Origin of the sequence: Pseudomonas sp. IT-347P, assembly GCF_949768005.1 — a bacterium.
GTDB lineage: Bacteria > Pseudomonadota > Gammaproteobacteria > Pseudomonadales > Pseudomonadaceae > Aquipseudomonas.
In genome coordinates, this window is the sequence record NZ_CATKPQ010000011.1 from 196,392 (window position 1) to 213,369 (window position 16,978).

Genomic DNA, 16,978 nt, shown 5'->3' on the forward strand with positions numbered 1-16,978 from the left:
GGCGTCTTCGCGAGCAAGCTCGCTCCCACAGGGGATTTGTATTCAACGCAGATCGAATGTGGGAGCGAGCTTGCTCGCGAAAGGGCCAGATCAGACTACACAGCAATCAGGTCGGGCAGGTGTCTTTGCCGTTATCCAGGCCCTGCTTGTAACTGTGGCTCTGCAGACTGGCCTTGCCGTTGTGCCAGGTCAGGGTCAATACATACAACGAATCAAAGTCGTTGCCCGCCCAGTCCTCGGTGATGTTCTGTTTCTCGCCGACCGCTTTGCCTGCCACCTTGTTGATCAGCTCCGGCAGATAGCCGTGGGACCAGGCGGTATAGATTGTCGAGTTGTGATACTTGTCTTCCAGCAGTTCGCGGGCCAGATCGCTGGTGTCGTTGGCCGAGAACTCGATGTTCACCGGCAGGCCGAGCTTGATCGCGGCGGGGCTGATGGTCATCAACGGGCGAATGTAGCTGTAGGAGTTGTCCAGCTCACCTTCCTCGACATTGCGCGTCGGATTGGCGGCGAACACATAATCGGCCTTGCCGAATTTCTCCGGCAGCAGCGTTGACAGGTCAATGGCGCGGTTCAGGCCCTGACAGTTGAGCTGGCCGAGCCCGCCCTCGGGTTTCTCCGCGTGGCGCAGGAACACCAGCGTCTGCGTGCCGTCCACCGGTTGCGCGCGGCTTTCGCTGGACTCCAGCGACAGGAACAGCGCACTCACGGCCAGCAGGGAAGGCAGGGCCACATACGCGCGGTGTTTGAAACGTTTGGCGAATCGCATAAGGATCGTCATGAAATAAAAGGTTCTTCAGCAAATTCGGTTAAGGCTGACAAACCTCTACACCGCGGGCTCCCAGCACCGGGTGTTTTCCCTGTCGTGAACGGCTTCCTCTGCAACAAAGGCATAGCTCAGAGTCCCCTGAGGGCCGTTTGGTTCGATCGTCCGAGCGCGCAGCACTCTAACGGCAACGTTCAGCGGCCTGGTGGCAGGTTAGCGACAGGATGTTGCGGATTTAAGTAGATACAACGGTGCAGGTAAAAAGAACCCGCGCTAGAGCGGGTGATCCTGGATTATGCTCAGGGCTTTAATTTGTGACTGGATGCTTCCCATGACCGATCTGTCCGCGTTCCCGATCACCCAGAAATGGCCGGCGCAGTACCCTGACTGGATTCAGCTCTATTCCTTGCCGACGCCCAACGGCGTCAAAGTCTCGATCATGCTCGACGAAATCGGCTTGCCATACGAGCCGCACAAGGTCGCATTCGACAGCAACGATCAGTTGTCCGCCGAGTTCCTGTCGCTGAACCCGAACAACAAGATCCCGGCGATCCTCGACCCCCATGGCCCCGAGGACCAACCGCTGCCGCTGTTCGAGTCGGGGGCGATCCTGATTTATCTGGCGGACAAGAGCGGCCAGTTGCTGGCGCAGGAAGGCGCGCAGCGCTACGAAACCATCCAGTGGCTGATGTTCCAGATGGGCGGCATCGGCCCGATGTTCGGCCAGCTCGGTTTCTTCAACAAATTCGCCGGCAAGGACTACGAGGACAAGCGTCCGCGTGATCGTTACGTCGACGAAAGCAAGCGTCTGCTCAAGGTGCTCGACGGTCGGCTCGAGGGCCGTGACTGGATCATGGGCGAGCGCTACACCATCGCCGATATCGCCACGTTTCCGTGGGTGCGTAATTTGATCGGGTTTTATGAAGCCGGTGATCTGGTTGGCATCAGCAACTTCCCGAATGTCACCCGTGTGCTTGAGCGGTTTCTCGCCCGCCCAGCGGTGGTTCGCGGCCTGACCATCCCCTCGTAATCTCAGGGCTGTACACATAACCCTGTGGGAGCGAGCTTGCTCGCGAAGGCGTCGTGTCAGCCAGCATTTCTATTGCTGATACACCGTCTTCGCGAGCAAGCTCGCTCCCACAGGGGATTTGTTGTGTCACAGGGATTATTACACCCCCGGTAATGCACTCTTGATTGATCCAGGTTTGTACCCCAACCCCCGCAAGGCATAAGCTTCGCCCCCTACGACTTTCGTCTCATCTGCCGTTTTCAGGAAAGGCCCCCATGTCCAGTCAGTTCCCCGAAGCACGTCCCCGCCGTCTGCGCCGCAATGCGAGCCTGCGCAGCCTGTTCCAGGAAACCGAGTTCAGCCTGAACGATCTGGTGCTGCCGATTTTCGTTGAAGAAGAAATCGACGACTTCGTGCCAATCACAAGCATGCCCGGGGTGATGCGCATTCCCGAGCGCAAACTGGCCAGCGAAATCGAGCGTTATGCCCGCGCCGGCATCAAGTCGGTGATGACCTTCGGCGTGTCGCACCATCTGGACAGCAACGGCAGCGACACCTGGCGCGAAGACGGTCTGGTCTCGCGCATGTCGCGCATTGCCAAGGACGCCGTGCCGGAAATGATCGTGATGTCCGACACCTGCTTCTGCGAATACACCGATCACGGCCACTGCGGCGTGATGCACAACCATGAAGTGGACAACGACCAGACCCTGATCAACCTTGGCAAACAAGCTGTGGCGGCGGCGCGCGCCGGAGCCGACGTGATTGCACCATCGGCAGCAATGGATGGCCAGGTGCGGGCGATTCGCCAGGCGCTGGACGCGGCCGGTTTCACCCAGATTCCAATCATGGCTTACTCGACCAAATTTGCTTCGGCGCTCTACGGCCCGTTCCGTGAGGCCGGTGGCAGCGCGCTGAAGGGCGACCGCAAAAGCTATCAGATGAACCCGATGAACCGCCGCGAAGCCCTGCGCGAATCGCTGCTCGACGAGCAGGAAGGTGCCGATGCGCTGATGGTCAAACCGGCCGGCGCTTACCTCGACATCATCCGCGATATCCGCCAAGCGTCGAACCTGCCGCTGGCGGCGTATCAGGTCAGCGGCGAGTACGCGATGATCAAGTTCGGCGCGCAGGCCGGGGCGATCGATGAGGATCGCGTAGTGCGCGAAAGCCTGGGTGCGATCAAGCGGGCGGGCGCGGATCTGATCTTTACTTACTTTGCGATGGATCTGGCACTGGCCGGGATCTAAGCAACATCGAACTCCAAACTGTGGGAGCGGGCTTGCTCGCGAAGGCGTCGTGTCAGCCAGCACATCTTTTGCTGATGCATCGCCTTCGCGAGCAAGCCCGCTCCCACATTTGAATCGTGGTGTGTCAGGGACAGTTGAAGTAGGGCCGGATGCCGTGATCGCGAAAGTACCGCTCGATCACCTTCGGATCCGCGCTGTTGTCAGCAATCGCCACATAGGTATCCGGGCGCAGCAGATAAAAACCGTTACGCCCCAATCCCGCCGTTTCAAACGCCGGGCGCCAGTCGAACACATGCAGCGGCAAGTGATGTTCATGGCACCAGGCAATCATCTCGTCGCTGGTGTCGCCGTACACATGCACCTGCCAGCACGGTTGCCGTAGCGGTTCGTAATTATCGCCCTCACCATCATGGGCCCACGGCAAGCGGTCACCGCCGTGGACGTGGCCGGCTGCGCCCTGGCTCAGCGGCATGCCGCGATAGTTGAGGGTGACTTGTGACACGGTGCGAAAGAGGAACTCGCGACTGGCCTCGAACGAGGCCATTTTCGGGATCAGAAACGGCGCCACACGCATGCGCAGCAGATCAGCCATGCGTCCTTCGGCGGTGACGAAGCTGAAGACTTTGTCGGTGGTGGACACCAGTCGACGCGCGAAGGCGATGCGTTCGGTTTCGTAGCTCTCGAGCAGGCGCGGTTCGGCGGCGCCGCTGAGCACGGCGGCAAGTTTCCACGCCAGATTGATCGCGTCGCCAATGCCGGTGTTCATGCCCTGACCACCTGCCGGGCTGTGCACATGTGCAGCATCGCCGAGCAGAAACGCGCGGCCACTGCGAAAGTGTTCGGCCACGCGGTGATGCACGCGGTAGGTCGAGAACCAGTTCACGTCTTCGATGTGCACTTTCAGGTGGTCGATGGCACGGCTGCTGACATCTGAAAACTCCAGGCTTTCGGCGCGATCCGCGCGCTCGTCACGCACTGTGCCGATCAGCCGGGCACGGCCTTCGCCGGCCAGTGGAAACACGGCGAGGAAGTCCGCTTCATCCAGATCCAGGTGCAGCTCGCCGTTCATCGCCGGGCCGCTGGCCTTGACGTCGGCCACGTAGAAAATCTGCTGATAAGTGCCGCCGGGAAATCCGGTATCCAGGCTTTTGCGCACCACTGAACGGGCACCGTCACATCCCGCCAGATAACAGGCCTGGCAGCTTTCCTGCTCGCCATCGGCCAGGCGCAAATGCGCGGTGAGGCCGTCGCCGGTTTCCTCGAAACTTTCCAGGGTGGTGTCGCGCTCGACCGTGACGCCATAATCTTCGAGGCGCTCGATCAGCAATCGTTCGTGCTGATCCTGCGGGAAGATTTCGACAAACGCGTAGGGTGTCAGGCCTTCGCCGATGCGGTTCAGCGGCAACTGCGCGACCGGTTTGCCATTGACCCAGAAATTCGCCGCTGCCACCCGATGGCCGTTGCGCACCACGGTGTCAGCCAGGTCCAACTGTCGGTACAACTCCAGGGTACGCGCCTGCACCGCCAGCGCCCGCGATGTGGTGCCGGGCGCGGAGGTCTTGTCGATGATGCGCACACGTACGCCGAGTTTGCTCAGCCACAGGGCCAGCACCAGCCCGGTGGGGCCAGCGCCGATGATCAGAACGTCGCTGCGGTTCATGGGCCTGTCCTTCGTTTGCTGTGCAGCAAGTATGGATCAGAAGGAGAGGGGGGGCAGTTGGATCGGCCAGACGGGAAAAGGCCCCACAGCGGTGAGGCTGTGGGGCCTTTTTTTGGTAGTTCGGCAGGAGATTTTGGTGACAGTGAAATTTACCCCCTCACCCCAGCCCTCCCGAAACGTCGGACCGCCCCCAAGGGGGCGAGGGGGAAAGGGAGCCGATTGGGGGGCTTTCAAAATCTGAGTTCGACTCGATGTTTCAGGTCGGCGTAACTTGCAAGAACACCACGGTCAGTCCCCTCTCCCTCCGGGAGAGGGCTAGGCGGGCGGCGTTCCGATGAGGGGCTTTTCAGGCCTAGAAATCGATAGTCCCGGACAACTTGGCAACGCGTGGCTCACCCTGAGTCAGATAACCCCCCTGAGCCGATTCCCAATACTTCTTGTTCGCCAGATTCTCCACACCCAGACGCACGGTCACGTCTTTCTCCGAGACCTTGAACGCATAACGCGCACCCGCATCGAAGCGGTTCCAGGTCGGCAGGCTGAGGTTATTCGCCGCATCCGCGTACTGACCGCCAGTGCGCAGCATCCGCGCATTCAGCGCTACGCCTTGCAGGCCCGGTACGTCCCAGTCGGCGCCGGCGTTGAACTGGAAGGTCGGCACGCCGATCGCACGGTTGCCGTCGTTGGCGCCGTTGAGGGTGTTCTTCAGTTCGGTGTCCATCAGGGTCAGACCGCTGATCAGACGCAGGCCCTGAATCGGCTCGCCGAACACGTTCATTTCCACGCCTTTGTTGATTTGCTCGCCTTCGCGCACGTAGGTGCAGGTGGTGGGGCTGTTGATTTCGCAGTAACCATCACTCGGCTGTTCGATGCGATAAACACCCAGGCTGGCGCCGTAAGTGCCCATGTCGACTTTCACCCCGACTTCGGTCTGCTTGGAGCGTTTCGGCGCATAGACTTCGTTGCCGTTGGTCACGCGGAAGCCGCCGCTGCTGGTCGGCGAGGTCGGGCCCTGGGCCAGGCCTTCGATATGGTTGGCGTAAAACGAAACGTGTTCCCACGGTTTGAACACCACGCCGTACACCGGTGTGGTGATCGATTCGTCATAGCTCGACTTGCGGCCGCCGCTGCCCCAACTGGCGTAGTTGTAGCCCTGCACCACCAGTTGCTGGCGACGCAGGCCGGCGGTGACCAGCAGGCGATCATCGAAGAAACCGAGGGTGTCGGAAATCGCCACGCTGCGGTTGAAGGTCTTGCCGGTGATGCCGGGATCATTCAAGTCGCCGCCGGCAAAGTTGCCCACCGGCGACGGCGTTTGCACCGGATGGTAGATGTTGTTGGCGTATTTGGTCAGGTCAAAATCATAGGCACTGCGCTGTTCAGCCCAAATACCGGTCAGACCGAAGTTGAGCTTGTGGCTGACCGGGCCGGTGTTGAATTTACCGTTGAGACCTGCCATTACACTGGTGTTGTCTTCATCGTGGGGAATGAACGAACCGGTGGTGAACGAGGCGCCGTTGTTGCCGACCAGGGTGGTCGAGTTGTAATTCCCGACTTCACGGGTGTGCTTGGCGCCGCCGGCTGCATAAGCGGTCCAGTTGTCGTTCAGGTCGTATTCGGCGCGGAGCATGCCGAAGGTGTCTTCGATGTCGGTATAGCCCCACTTCGGCGCGTAGTTGGTGTCGGCCGATGGTGCGTCCGGAATGTGCGTGGCGGTACCGAGGTTGACCGAGTTGCGGCCACCGTTGACGCGTTCTTTCTGATAGGCGAAGTCGCCGGAGATGCGCAGGGCGTCGCCGCGATAATCGAGGCCGATGGCGAACAGTTTCGAGCGCTGATTCTCGTGATCGATACCCGTGTCGCCTTCGCGCTGGGACAGGTTGATCCGTGCGCCAAAGCGGTTGTCTTCACCGAAGCGCTGGCCGATGTCGAAGTGATGACCGATACGGCCTTCGCTGTTGATGTCGGTGGTGTAACGACGCAGCGGCACGTCGTCGGCGCGTTTCGGTTGCAGGTTGACGCCGCCACCGATGCCGGAGCCGGTCGGGGTCACGCCGTTGATAAAGGCGTTCGGGCCTTTGAACACTTCCACGCGCTCCAGCGCATCGGTGGAAATGATCTGCCGGGGCAGCACGCCGTACAGGCCGTTGTAGGAAATGTCATCGCCGTTCAGTGGCAGGCCGCGAATCATGAAGACCTGCGCCTGGTTGCCGTAACCGGACGCCTGACGTACCGACGAATCGTTGAGCAGGACATCGGCGACGTCTTCGGCTTGCTGATCCTGAATCAGTTGTTCGGTGTAGGACGCCGCGCTGAACGGCACGTCCATCATGTCCTGATTGCCGAGCACGCCGAGCTGGCCACCGCGTGCCACCTGACCACCAGCGTAAACCGGGGGCAGGGCGTTGGGCGTCGGGGCCTGGGCATTGATGTTGACGTCGTCCAGCACCAGCGCCGGGCTATCGCCTTCGGCCGCGTGAGCGGTGACGGTCAAGGAGCACAGCAGGGCGAGAAGCGTCGGGCGAAACGGGACGGCGAGTCGAGCTGAAACGGGCATGTAATGGACCTGAGGCGCACGGCCGGTGAGAAAAATAAGAACGGCGCGGGAACTCCTTGCGCAAATGCGACTCCAGGCACAAATGATAGGTTTTCTCAGTAACGTTTTGCAATCAGTTTGTCATCACCCGTTGGTGGCTCTATTTCGGGGTAATTGGCGAGAATGGGAACAGGGGCAGAACAGCGCAGTCCTAGCCTGCGTCATACCATTGAACGTATGGTTGACCCGGCACAACGGACTGGATGAAGCGTCATGTACAACTATCAATTACCGATCACGCTCGCTGCACTGCTGGCGCTCGCCGGGTGCGCGGGGCCGCGCAGCCAGGAACCGGTGCCCCGCGCACCCGCTGAAGTGAAGGCCGAGATCGTGCGGCTGATGCCGGCCAAAACCGCTGATCGGCAAGGCTGGGCCACCGATATCTACGCCGCTTTTGCCGCGCAGAACATTAGTCCGACCACGCAGAATCTATGTTCGGTGCTGGCCGTTGCCGAGCAGGAGTCCACTTTCCAGGCCGACCCGACGGTGCCGGGCCTGGGCAAAATTGCCCGCGACGAAATTGACCGCCGCGCCGCGAAAGTGCATATCCCCAGCCTGTTGGTCAGCGGTGCTCTGCAAGTGCGTTCCACCAACGGCAAAACCTACAGCGAACGCCTGAACGCGGCGCGCAGTGAAAAAGAACTCAGTGGCATTTTCGATGACTTCATTGGCAGGGTGCCGATGGGGCGCACGCTGTTTGGCGGCTTCAACCCGGTGCACACCGGCGGGCCGATGCAGGTCAGCATCGAATTCGCCGAGCAGCACGCCAAGGACTATCCATACCCGGTAGACGGCACGATCCGCCGCGAAGTGTTCAGCCGTCGCGGTGGCATGTATTTCGGCATTGCGCATTTGCTTGGTTATCCGGTGAGTTACCGCGAGCCGTTGTACCGGTTTGCCGATTTCAACGCCGGTTGGTACGCCAGTCGCAATGCCGCGTTTCAGAACGCGGTGAGCCGCGCCTCGGGCATTCCGCTGGCGCTGGATGGCGACCTGATCCGCTACGATTCGATCATGCCCGGTGGCACGGAATTGGCGGTGCGCACCCTCGGCAAGTCGTTGGGCATGCGCAACCCGACTATTCGCGATCAACTGGAGAAGGGCAAAACCCTGGAATTCGAAGAGACGAAGCTCTATCAGCGGGTCTTCGAACTGGCGGAGCAAGCGGAGGGGAAAAAACTGCCGCGTGCGCTGTTGCCGGGGATCGTGCTGCAGAGTCCGAAGATCACCCGCAAACTGACCACGGCGTGGTTCGCCAAACGGGTGGACGAGCGCTACAAGCGCTGCATGGCCAAGGCCGGATAAATCAGGCAGACATAAAAAACCCGGCCAGGGCAGCCGGGTTTCTCTGGGGTGTTGCGCTTGCAGCCAATCATCAGGCAACGCGACGTTCGATCAGACGATCCGAGCCACCTTCGGCAACGCGACGTTCGATCAGACGATCCGAACCACCTTCAGCAACGCGACGTTCGATCAGACGATCCGAGCCACCTTCGGCAACGCGACGTTCGATCAGACGATCCGAACCACCTTCAGCAACGCGACGTTCGATCAGACGATCCGAGCCACCTTCGGCAACGCGGCGTTCGAGCAGACGATCCGCACCACCTTCAGCCACGCGGCGTTCGATCAGACGATCCGAACCGCCTTCAGCAACGCGACGTTCGATCAGACGATCCGAACCGCCTTCAGCCACACGGCTTTCAATCAGTTTGTCCGAGCCGCCTTCAGCGATCATGGTGTGGGCCGGGGTAGCGGCGAAAGCGTTGATAGCGAAGACCGAGAAAGCGATACCGAGAAGAGTTTGGCGTTTCATGATGGTGTGCTCCGGGGTGTTGTTGGTTGGTATGGAGCAGATGTTACGCCGCAGATTTTTTATGAGAACTTCATTGCCGTGATGGTGAACATCGATGCCGATGATGGTGGCCGGAACCCGCAGATCAGAGCCTCACAGCACCTTGACGGCCCGGCCGATCGCCTGGATCGGCCCGGTCGGTTTGCCGATTGGCGAGCCATTGGCACCCTCAAGTGTCAGCTCGAACAACTGATTGGGTTGCAGCGGCGGCAGCTTGTCCAACGGCACCGACAAGGCCTGCCCGGGTTTGACCAGTCCCAGCGATACCGGCCCCTGCCAGCCGTCAGCCTTGGTCCAGAATTCCAGTGCCTTGTCCGCCGGCACTTCGACCACGCCCAGCGGAATCAGCTGAATCTCCCGCGAATTGCTCGCCTGAATCACCCAGCCCGGGGCCTTGTCCTGCGGCGCGACCAGCACCACCAGAAAGCTTGGTTTTGGCGTGGTCTGGGTCAGCAGGATCGAACCTAAAAGCAACGTGGCGGCCAGTCCTGCAGCACTTAACCCGCGCCAGAGTGGCAGCAGATTCCACCATGAAGTTGCAGGTGCTTGCCGCGTCAGTCGCCCGATACTGCGTTCAATACGCTGCCACAGCTGCGCTGACGGTTGTTGCGGCTCAGCCAGATCCGTCAGTTCCAGCAGACGCCGCTCCCAGGCATCCACCGCCGCACGCAGTTCGGGATCATTCGGCAAGCGCCGTTGCACCTCGATCCGCTGTTCGAACGACAGCGTACCGAGCACATATTCGCCGGCCAGTTCATCCCGTTCTTGCGCCGATTCGCTGGTCATCCCATGCACTCCCGCAAGGCATTGAGGCTGCGCTTGATCCACGCTTTGACGGTGCCGAGCGGCGTGTCGAGGCGCGCGGCAATCTGCGCGTGGCTGTAGCCGTCGACATAGGCGTGCAGGACGCAACTGCGCCGTTGTGGCTCCAGTTGTTCAAGGCAATGGTGGATGCGCGCCGAATGCGCGTGGGCGTCGAAGCCGTCATCGTCCGCAGCGGTTTCGTGGGCCGCGCTGAACGGCGTCTCCCGATCGTGATCACGCAGCAGATTCAGCGCCAGATGCCGGGTCACGCTGAACATCCAGCCACGCGCCGAACCGCGCGCCGGGTCGAATCCCGCTGCGCCGTTCCAGATCTTGATAAATGCCTCATGCACAATGTCCTCCGCCAGCGCCGTATCGCGCACCAGACGCTTGGCCACGCCGAGCAGACGCGGACCTTCCTGCACATACAAATCGCGCAGGGCCGAACGCTCGCCACGGGCACAGGCAGCGAGGCGGGCTTCGTAATCGAAAACGGATTCGGCTAAAGGCATGGCGTGCAATCTAGCTCACATTCCGCAAACATCCAGAACCCATTGTCCACTGTGGGAGCGAGCTTGCTCGCGAAGGCGGCCGGTCAGAGAAGACTGTGTTGACTGACACTCAGCCTTCGCGAGCAAGCTCGCTCCCACAGGGTTTATCAGTGGTGCCAGAAGTCAGTTCGCCGCCCAGAAAATGTAATCAGCCTGATATTTCACTACTTCCTGCTTGCCCTTGTTCGCCGTCGTGCATTCGCTGCCCGGCGCCACGCCGCCCTTGAGCGCGACACGCTGGATGTAACTCACGCCGCTCATCGCGCCTTTGCCTTCGGCAGGGTTGGCCTTGACCAACTGATAGGGCAGGTTGCCAGGAGTTGACGGCGCCACAGCCAATTGTGTGCCGGTGACTTTCGAACCGTCCTTGGCCTGCCAGGTGGCTGGCGGGCCGAAATAGGTGCCGACCTGCTTGCCACTGCGATCATTGAGCACCGCTTTCGGACCGACAAAGGTCCACTCGGTCTGCCCGGTCGCATTGGGCTTGTCGCGGCATTCGTAGGTGATCTCGCCGACGCCGGTGGTTTCCATGGCGATCTTGTGGCCGGCCGGAACTTTGATCGCGTCGGGATAACTGCTTTGGGCGAAGGTTGTCGAGGACAGGACGAGCAAACCGGTGAGGCCAATCAGCTGGGTGATGTTCATCAGTGTTATCTCCAAAAAAGGGTAGACCGCTGACAGCCGAAGAGGGCTGTTACAGGGACTACCCGTGACGGAGGCGTCTGGATGCAGTGCCCGACAAATAAATTTCCAACCCCACCGATTTCCCCTGTGGGAGCGAGCTTGCTCGCGAAGGCGGCCTTTCAGCTTATAGAGGTGGTGACTGACCCACCGCTATCGCGAGCAAGCTCGCTCCCACAGGGTTTTGTGTCGGACTTTAGGCCGGAGGCTTTCAGCAGCTCTTGGGTATAGGGATGTTGCGGCGCAGCAAAAATCTCCCGCGACGAACCCTGTTCAACCACCTTGCCTTCCTTGATCACCATCAAGTCATGCGCCAACGCATGCACCACCGCCAGATCATGGCTGATAAACAAATACGTCAGCCCATGCCTGATCTGCAATTGCCGCAACAATTCCACAACCTGTTTCTGCACCGTGCGATCCAGTGCCGACGTCGGTTCATCGAGCAGAATCAGCGCCGGCTCCAGCACCAGTGCGCGGGCGATGGAAATGCGCTGGCGCTGGCCGCCGGAAAACTCGTGGGGATAACGATGGCGGCTCTGCGGATCGAGGCCGACTTCCTCCAACACCCGGATCACCGCCGCCTCGCGCTCGGCCTCGGTGCCGATGCCATGGGTCAGCAACCCTTCGGCAATGATCTGCTGCACCGACATCCGTGGACTGAGGCTGCCGAACGGGTCCTGGAACACCACTTGAATCTGCCGCCGCAACGGACGCATCAGGCGCTGATTGAGCAAGCTGAGTTGCTTGTTGCCGAAGCGGATATGGCCCTCGGATTCAACCAGACGCAGGATCGCCTGACCCAGGGTCGATTTTCCTGAACCGGACTCGCCAACAATGCCCAACGTCTTGCCCCGTTGCAGGGTGAAACTCACGCCATCCACCGCTTTGATGTAATTCTGCTGGCGACTGAACAACGCCTTGGGCAACGGAAACCAAACCTTCAAATCATCGACTTCAAGCAGGTTGTGCTCGTATGCACTCGGCACTGGCGCACCGCTCGGTTCCGCCTCGATCAACAAGCGGCTGTAAGGATGCTGCGGTGCCCGAAACAGCGCTTCGCAATCGGCCTGCTCAACGATCTCGCCCTGACGCATCACGCACACGCGCTGAGCGATGCGCCGCACCAGATTGAGGTCATGGCTGATCAGCAATAGCGACATGCCCAGCCGCTGCTGCAACTCGATCAACAGCTCGAGAATCTTCTGCTGCACCGTGACATCCAGCGCCGTGGTCGGCTCGTCAGCGATCAACAATTCCGGTTCGTTGGCCAACGCCATGGCAATCATCACCCGTTGCCGCTGCCCCCCGGAAAGCTGATGCGGATAAGCTTTCAAGCGCTGCAACGGCTGGCGAATGCCGACCAGTTCCAGCAGTTCCAACGTCCGCTCACGTGCGGCGCGGCCCTTCAAACCCTTGTGAGTCTCCAGCACCTCGCTGACCTGCTTTTCCACCGTGTGCAACGGATTGAGCGAGGTCATCGGCTCCTGGAAAATCATCGCAATGCGGTTGCCGCGCAAGCGGCGCATCTGCTGCTCGCTGGCGTGAAGCAAATCCACGCCGTTGTAGCGGATCGTGCCGCTGCTGCTGACGTTCTTGCCGGGCAGCAAACGCAGAATCGAATGCGCCGTCACCGATTTGCCCGAGCCGGATTCACCGACCAGCGCCAGGCACTCGCCGCGGCGAATGTCCAGATTCAAACCGTGCACCACCTCCTGCCCGGCGAAGGCCACGCGCAGGTCGCGGATCTCGATCAAATTGTCGTTCATGTCAGCTCCGGGGATCGAATGCATCACGGCAAGCCTCACCAATAAACACCAGCAAAGACAGAATCAGCGCCAAGGCAAAAAACGCCGTAAGCCCCAGCCACGGCGCTTGCAGGTTACGCTTGGCCTGACCGATCAGTTCGCCCAGCGACGCGGTGCCGGCGGGCATGCCGAAGCCGAGAAAATCCAGCGCGGTCAAGGTGGCGATGGCGCCGGTCAGAATGAACGGCAGGTAAGTGAGGGTGGAGGTCATCGCGTTGGGCAGGATGTGTCGGCACATCAGCTCGTTGTCGGTCAGGCCCAGCGCCCGCGCAGCTTTGACGTATTCGAGATTGCGCCCACGCAGGAACTCGGCGCGCACCACATCGACCAGCGCCAGCCAGGAAAACAGCGCCATGATCCCCAGCAACCACCAGAAACTCGGCGAGACGAAGCCGGACAAAATGATCAGCAGGTACAACACCGGCAACCCCGACCAGATCTCCAGCACCCGTTGCCCGAGCAAATCGACCCAACCGCCGTAATAACCCTGCAACGCCCCGGCAACGATGCCGATCAACGCACTGATGCCGGTAAGGATCAACGCAAACAGAATCGAAATCCGCGTGCCGAAAATCACCCGCGCCAACACATCCCGCGCCTGATCATCGGTGCCCAGCCAGTTGCTCGATGACGGCGGACTCGGCGCCGGTTCGCTGAGGTCGTAATTGACCGTGTCGTAACTGAACGGGATCGGCGGAAACAGCATCCAGCCGCCCTGATCCTCGATCAGTTTGTGCACGTAGCTGCTGGCGTAATCCGGCTGAAACGGCAGCTCGCCGCCGAAATCGGTTTCCAGGTAGTCGCTGAGGATCGGGAAGTAAAACGCGTCGTGGTAACGGATCACCAGCGGCTTGTCGTTGGCGATCAACTCGCCGCCCAGACAAATCATGCACAGTCCGATAAACAGCCACAGCGACCAGCGCCCGCGCCGATTGGCCTTGAACTGCGCAACACGACGCTGACCGAGAGGAGAAAGTGTGAACATCAGGCAGTCCTCGCCGAGAAGTCGATGCGCGGGTCGAGCAGGGTGTAGCAGAGGTCGCCGATCAGCTTGATCAGCAAACCAAAGAGGGTGAACAGAAACAGCGCGCCGAACACCACCGGGTAATCCCGCGACACTGCTGCCTCGTAACTCATGCGCCCGAGGCCGTCGAGGCTGAAGATGGTTTCGATCAACAGGGAACCGGCGAAAAACACCTCGATCAGCGCCGACGGCACGCCCGCCACCACCAACAGCATGGCGTTGCGAAACACATGGCCGTAGAGCACGCGGCGCTCGGTCAGCCCCTTGGCCCGCGCGGTGATCACGTACTGGCGGCTGATCTCGTTGAGGAAGCTGTTTTTGGTCAGGATCGTCAGCGTGGCGAAACCGCCAATCACTAGCGCCGTCACTGGCAATACCAGGTGCCAGAGGTAGTCGCCAACCTTGGCCAAGGTGCTGAGGCTGTCGAAGTTGTCCGACACCAGGCCCTGCACCGGAAACCAGTTGACGTAGCTGCCGCCGGCGAACACCACGATCAATAGAATCGCGAACAGAAACGCTGGCATCGCGTAGCCGATGATGATCGCCGTACTGCTCCAGACATCAAACGCGCTGCCGTTCTTGATCGCTTTGCGAATGCCCAGCGGAATGGAAATCAGGTAGGTGATCAGCGTCGCCCACAAGCCCAGCGACAGCGACACCGGCAACTTCTGCACGATCAGATCGGTGACCTTGGCTCCGCGAAAGAAGCTGCTGCCCAGATCCAGCTGCGCATAGTTTTTCAGCATCAGCCACAGGCGTTCGTGCATCGGTTTGTCGAAGCCGTAATGGTGTTTGATCTCCTCGATCAGCGCCGGGTCGAGGCCACGGCTGCTGCGTCCGGCCCCGCCAACCGCAGCGACTTCACCACCGCCGCCCATGCTGTGCCCGCCGAAGCCTTGCAAGCGGGCGATGGCTTGCTCCACAGGACCACCGGGCGCGGCCTGCACAATCAGAAAATTCACCACCAGAATGCACAGCAGCGTGGGGATGATCAGCAGCAAACGTCGACTCAGATAACGCAACATGTCACTGGCCCCCCGCAAGCTGAGTGTGCATCTGTTGCGTGGTCAACGCCTTGGCCGATACCTCCCACCAGGTGTTGAGGCCTTCGTCGTAGGCCGGTTGCACCGGCGGCATGCCAAAGCGGTTCTGATACACCGTCGGCGTGCCTTTGGAGTAGTAGTTGGGAATCATGTAGTAACCCCATTGCAGTACCCGGTCGAGGGCGCGGGCGTAATGCACCATGGCCTCGCGGGTGTTGGCCTGGACCAGCCCGTCGATCAGTTGATCGACCGCCGGGTTGGCCAGCACCATCGAGTTGGAACTGCCAACTTGCGTGGCGCTTTGCGAAGCGTACAGGCTGTAAAGCTCACGGCCGGGAGAGACGATCGGATCGCCGCTACGCGGGAAAGCGACGACGATCATGTCGTAGTCACGGGCGTTGAGACGGTTGACGTACTGCGCCGAATCGATCCGGCGCAGATTGAGGGTGATGCCGATCTGCGCGAGGGTGCGTTTGAATGGCAGCAGCATGCGGTCGAAGCCGCCCTGACCGTCGAGGAAAGTGAACTCCAGCGGCTCGCCGGCAGCGTTGACCAGTCGATTGTGTTGCGGCGTCCAACCGGCCTCGGCGAGCAGCTGCAACGCCTGCAATTGCTTGTCGCGGATATAGCCGCTGCCATCGGTTTTCGGCGCCTGATACACCGTGGTGAAGACCTCGTCGGGAATCTGTCCGCGCAGCGGTTCGAGGATCTTCAATTCTTCGGCATCAGGGAGCGCGGTGGCGGCCATTTCACTCTTCGGCCAGAAGCTGTTCTGGCGCACGTAAAAGCCGCGCATCATCTGTTTGTTGGTCCACTCGAAATCCCACAGCAGACTGATTGCCTGACGCACGCGGCGATCCTTGAAGAACGGGTTTTGCAGGTTGAACACAAAGCCCTGAGCGGCGGTGGGTTTGTCCGGGGCGAGGATCGCCTGCTGCAAGCGGCCGTCGCGCAATGCCGGGCTGTCGTAACCGACCACGTAACCGGACGAGGAGAACTCGCGGTTGTAGTCGAACGCGCCGGCCTGCAACAGTTGGCGGGCGACGTCGGTGTCGCCGTAGAAATTCACCGTGAGGGTGTCGAAGTTGTACATGCCGCGACTGACCGGCAGGTCCTTGCCCCACCAGTCCGGATCGCGTTGAAAACTGATGCTGCGCCCGGCGTCGACTTTGCTCACCCGATACGGACCACTGCCCAGCGGCGGCTCGAAACCGCCGCCATTGGCGAAGTCACGGGTTTTCCACCAGTGTTCGGGGACCACGCGCATCGTCGCCAGATCCAGCGCGAGGGTGCGGTTGAGGTTGTTCTTGAAGGTGAAACGTACCTGTCGCGGGCCTTCGATCAGCACGTCCTGCACATCGGCGTACTGCTGGCGATAGCTCAGGCTGCCCTTGGTCATCAGCAGGTTGAAGGTGTAGCGCACGTCTTCGGCGGTGATCGGCGTGCCGTCGGCGAAGCGTGCCTTTGGATTGAGGGTGAAACGTACCCACAAGCCTTGCGGGTCGCGCTCGATCTGCTGCGCGACCAGTGCGTAAACGGTGTACGGCTCGTCGAGCGAACGAAATGCCAAGGGCGAGTACACCCAGTCGTTGACCTGCACCACGGAAATGCCCTGATCGGCATACGGGCTGATGTAGTTGTACTGGCCGATCTCCATCGACGCGCGGCTGAGCGAACCGCCCTTCGGCGCCTTGGGATCAACGAAATCAAAGTGCTCGAAGTTCGCCGGATACTTCGGCGCCTCGCCGTATACCGTCAGCGCATAACTGCCGCCGGCCAGCGCCGACGTGCCGGTGCACAGCAGCGCACTGCCCAGAAGCAGGCCCGCCATGTTGCGCAAAAAACTCATGCAATCACTCCTTAATTCCTGAATGCACACAGATCAAACTGTGGGAGGGGGCTTGCTCCCGAAGGCGGTGGATCAGTGCAGA

14 protein-coding genes are annotated in these 16,978 nt (G+C 60.6%); 3 read left to right on the top strand and 11 right to left on the bottom strand.

The genetic code is table 11. The annotated features are described in order from the left end of the window. Positions 1-106: 106 nt before the first annotated feature. Positions 107-781 carry a histidine phosphatase family protein gene (locus tag ACM6IV_RS04895; protein ID WP_414868960.1) on the bottom strand — a complete coding sequence of 225 codons (675 nt, stop codon included), beginning with the start codon at positions 779-781 and terminating at the stop codon, positions 107-109. A gap of 316 nt (positions 782-1,097) precedes the next feature. Here ACM6IV_RS04895 and ACM6IV_RS04900 point away from each other — a divergent pair, with 316 nt between their 5' ends. After that, on the top strand, positions 1,098-1,796 hold the full coding sequence (locus tag ACM6IV_RS04900; RefSeq protein WP_414868961.1) for a glutathione binding-like protein: 699 nt from the start codon (positions 1,098-1,100) through the stop codon (positions 1,794-1,796). Positions 1,797-2,050: 254 nt separating this feature from the next. Further along, positions 2,051-3,025, top strand: a complete 975-nt coding sequence (gene hemB / locus ACM6IV_RS04905) for a porphobilinogen synthase (protein ID WP_414868962.1) — start codon at positions 2,051-2,053, stop codon at positions 3,023-3,025. Positions 3,026-3,149: 124 nt separating this feature from the next. Here the strand turns inward: hemB and ACM6IV_RS04910 are convergent, their stop codons facing one another. Further along, the gene (locus tag ACM6IV_RS04910; protein WP_414868963.1) at positions 3,150-4,685 is read right to left on the bottom strand and encodes an FAD-dependent oxidoreductase; all 1,536 of its coding nucleotides are present in this window, start codon (positions 4,683-4,685) and stop codon (positions 3,150-3,152) included. 352 nt (positions 4,686-5,037) lie between these two features. After that, complete coding sequence (locus ACM6IV_RS04915; protein ID WP_414868964.1) at positions 5,038-7,242, bottom strand: TonB-dependent receptor; 2,205 nt, start codon at positions 7,240-7,242, stop codon at positions 5,038-5,040. A 252-nt stretch (positions 7,243-7,494) separates the two neighbouring features. Here ACM6IV_RS04915 and ACM6IV_RS04920 point away from each other — a divergent pair, with 252 nt between their 5' ends. Beyond that, entirely contained in the window at positions 7,495-8,586 is a 1,092-nt protein-coding gene (locus ACM6IV_RS04920) for a DUF1615 domain-containing protein (RefSeq protein ID WP_414868965.1), read from the top strand. A 70-nt stretch (positions 8,587-8,656) separates the two neighbouring features. On the opposite strand, the gene ACM6IV_RS04925 is transcribed toward ACM6IV_RS04920, so the two are convergent. The 8 genes from ACM6IV_RS04925 to ACM6IV_RS04960 form a co-directional block, all read right to left on the bottom strand. Further along, positions 8,657-9,097: a phage infection protein gene (locus ACM6IV_RS04925; RefSeq protein ID WP_414868966.1), complete on the bottom strand. Its 441-nt coding sequence runs from the start codon at positions 9,095-9,097 to the stop codon at positions 8,657-8,659. Positions 9,098-9,229: 132 nt separating this feature from the next. Next, positions 9,230-9,922, bottom strand: a complete 693-nt coding sequence (locus ACM6IV_RS04930; protein ID WP_414868967.1) for an anti-sigma factor domain-containing protein — start codon at positions 9,920-9,922, stop codon at positions 9,230-9,232. Continuing rightward, on the bottom strand, positions 9,919-10,452 hold the full coding sequence (locus tag ACM6IV_RS04935; protein ID WP_414868968.1) for a sigma-70 family RNA polymerase sigma factor: 534 nt from the start codon (positions 10,450-10,452) through the stop codon (positions 9,919-9,921). Before ACM6IV_RS04935 ends, ACM6IV_RS04930 begins: the two co-directional genes overlap by 4 nt. A 162-nt stretch (positions 10,453-10,614) precedes the next feature. Further along, the gene (locus ACM6IV_RS04940; protein WP_414868969.1) at positions 10,615-11,136 is read right to left on the bottom strand and encodes a DUF3455 domain-containing protein; all 522 of its coding nucleotides are present in this window, start codon (positions 11,134-11,136) and stop codon (positions 10,615-10,617) included. Between the two features lie 158 nt (positions 11,137-11,294). Next, complete coding sequence (locus ACM6IV_RS04945) at positions 11,295-12,941, bottom strand: ABC transporter ATP-binding protein (protein ID WP_414868970.1); 1,647 nt, start codon at positions 12,939-12,941, stop codon at positions 11,295-11,297. A gap of 1 nt (position 12,942) precedes the next feature. After that, entirely contained in the window at positions 12,943-13,965 is a 1,023-nt protein-coding gene (locus ACM6IV_RS04950; RefSeq protein WP_414868971.1) for an ABC transporter permease, read from the bottom strand. Further along, positions 13,965-15,029: a microcin C ABC transporter permease YejB gene (locus ACM6IV_RS04955; protein ID WP_414868972.1), complete on the bottom strand. Its 1,065-nt coding sequence runs from the start codon at positions 15,027-15,029 to the stop codon at positions 13,965-13,967. Before ACM6IV_RS04955 ends, ACM6IV_RS04950 begins: the two co-directional genes overlap by 1 nt. 1 nt (position 15,030) lies before the next feature. Next, entirely contained in the window at positions 15,031-16,896 is a 1,866-nt protein-coding gene (locus ACM6IV_RS04960; RefSeq protein ID WP_414868973.1) for an extracellular solute-binding protein, read from the bottom strand. Positions 16,897-16,978: the final 82 nt, after the last annotated feature.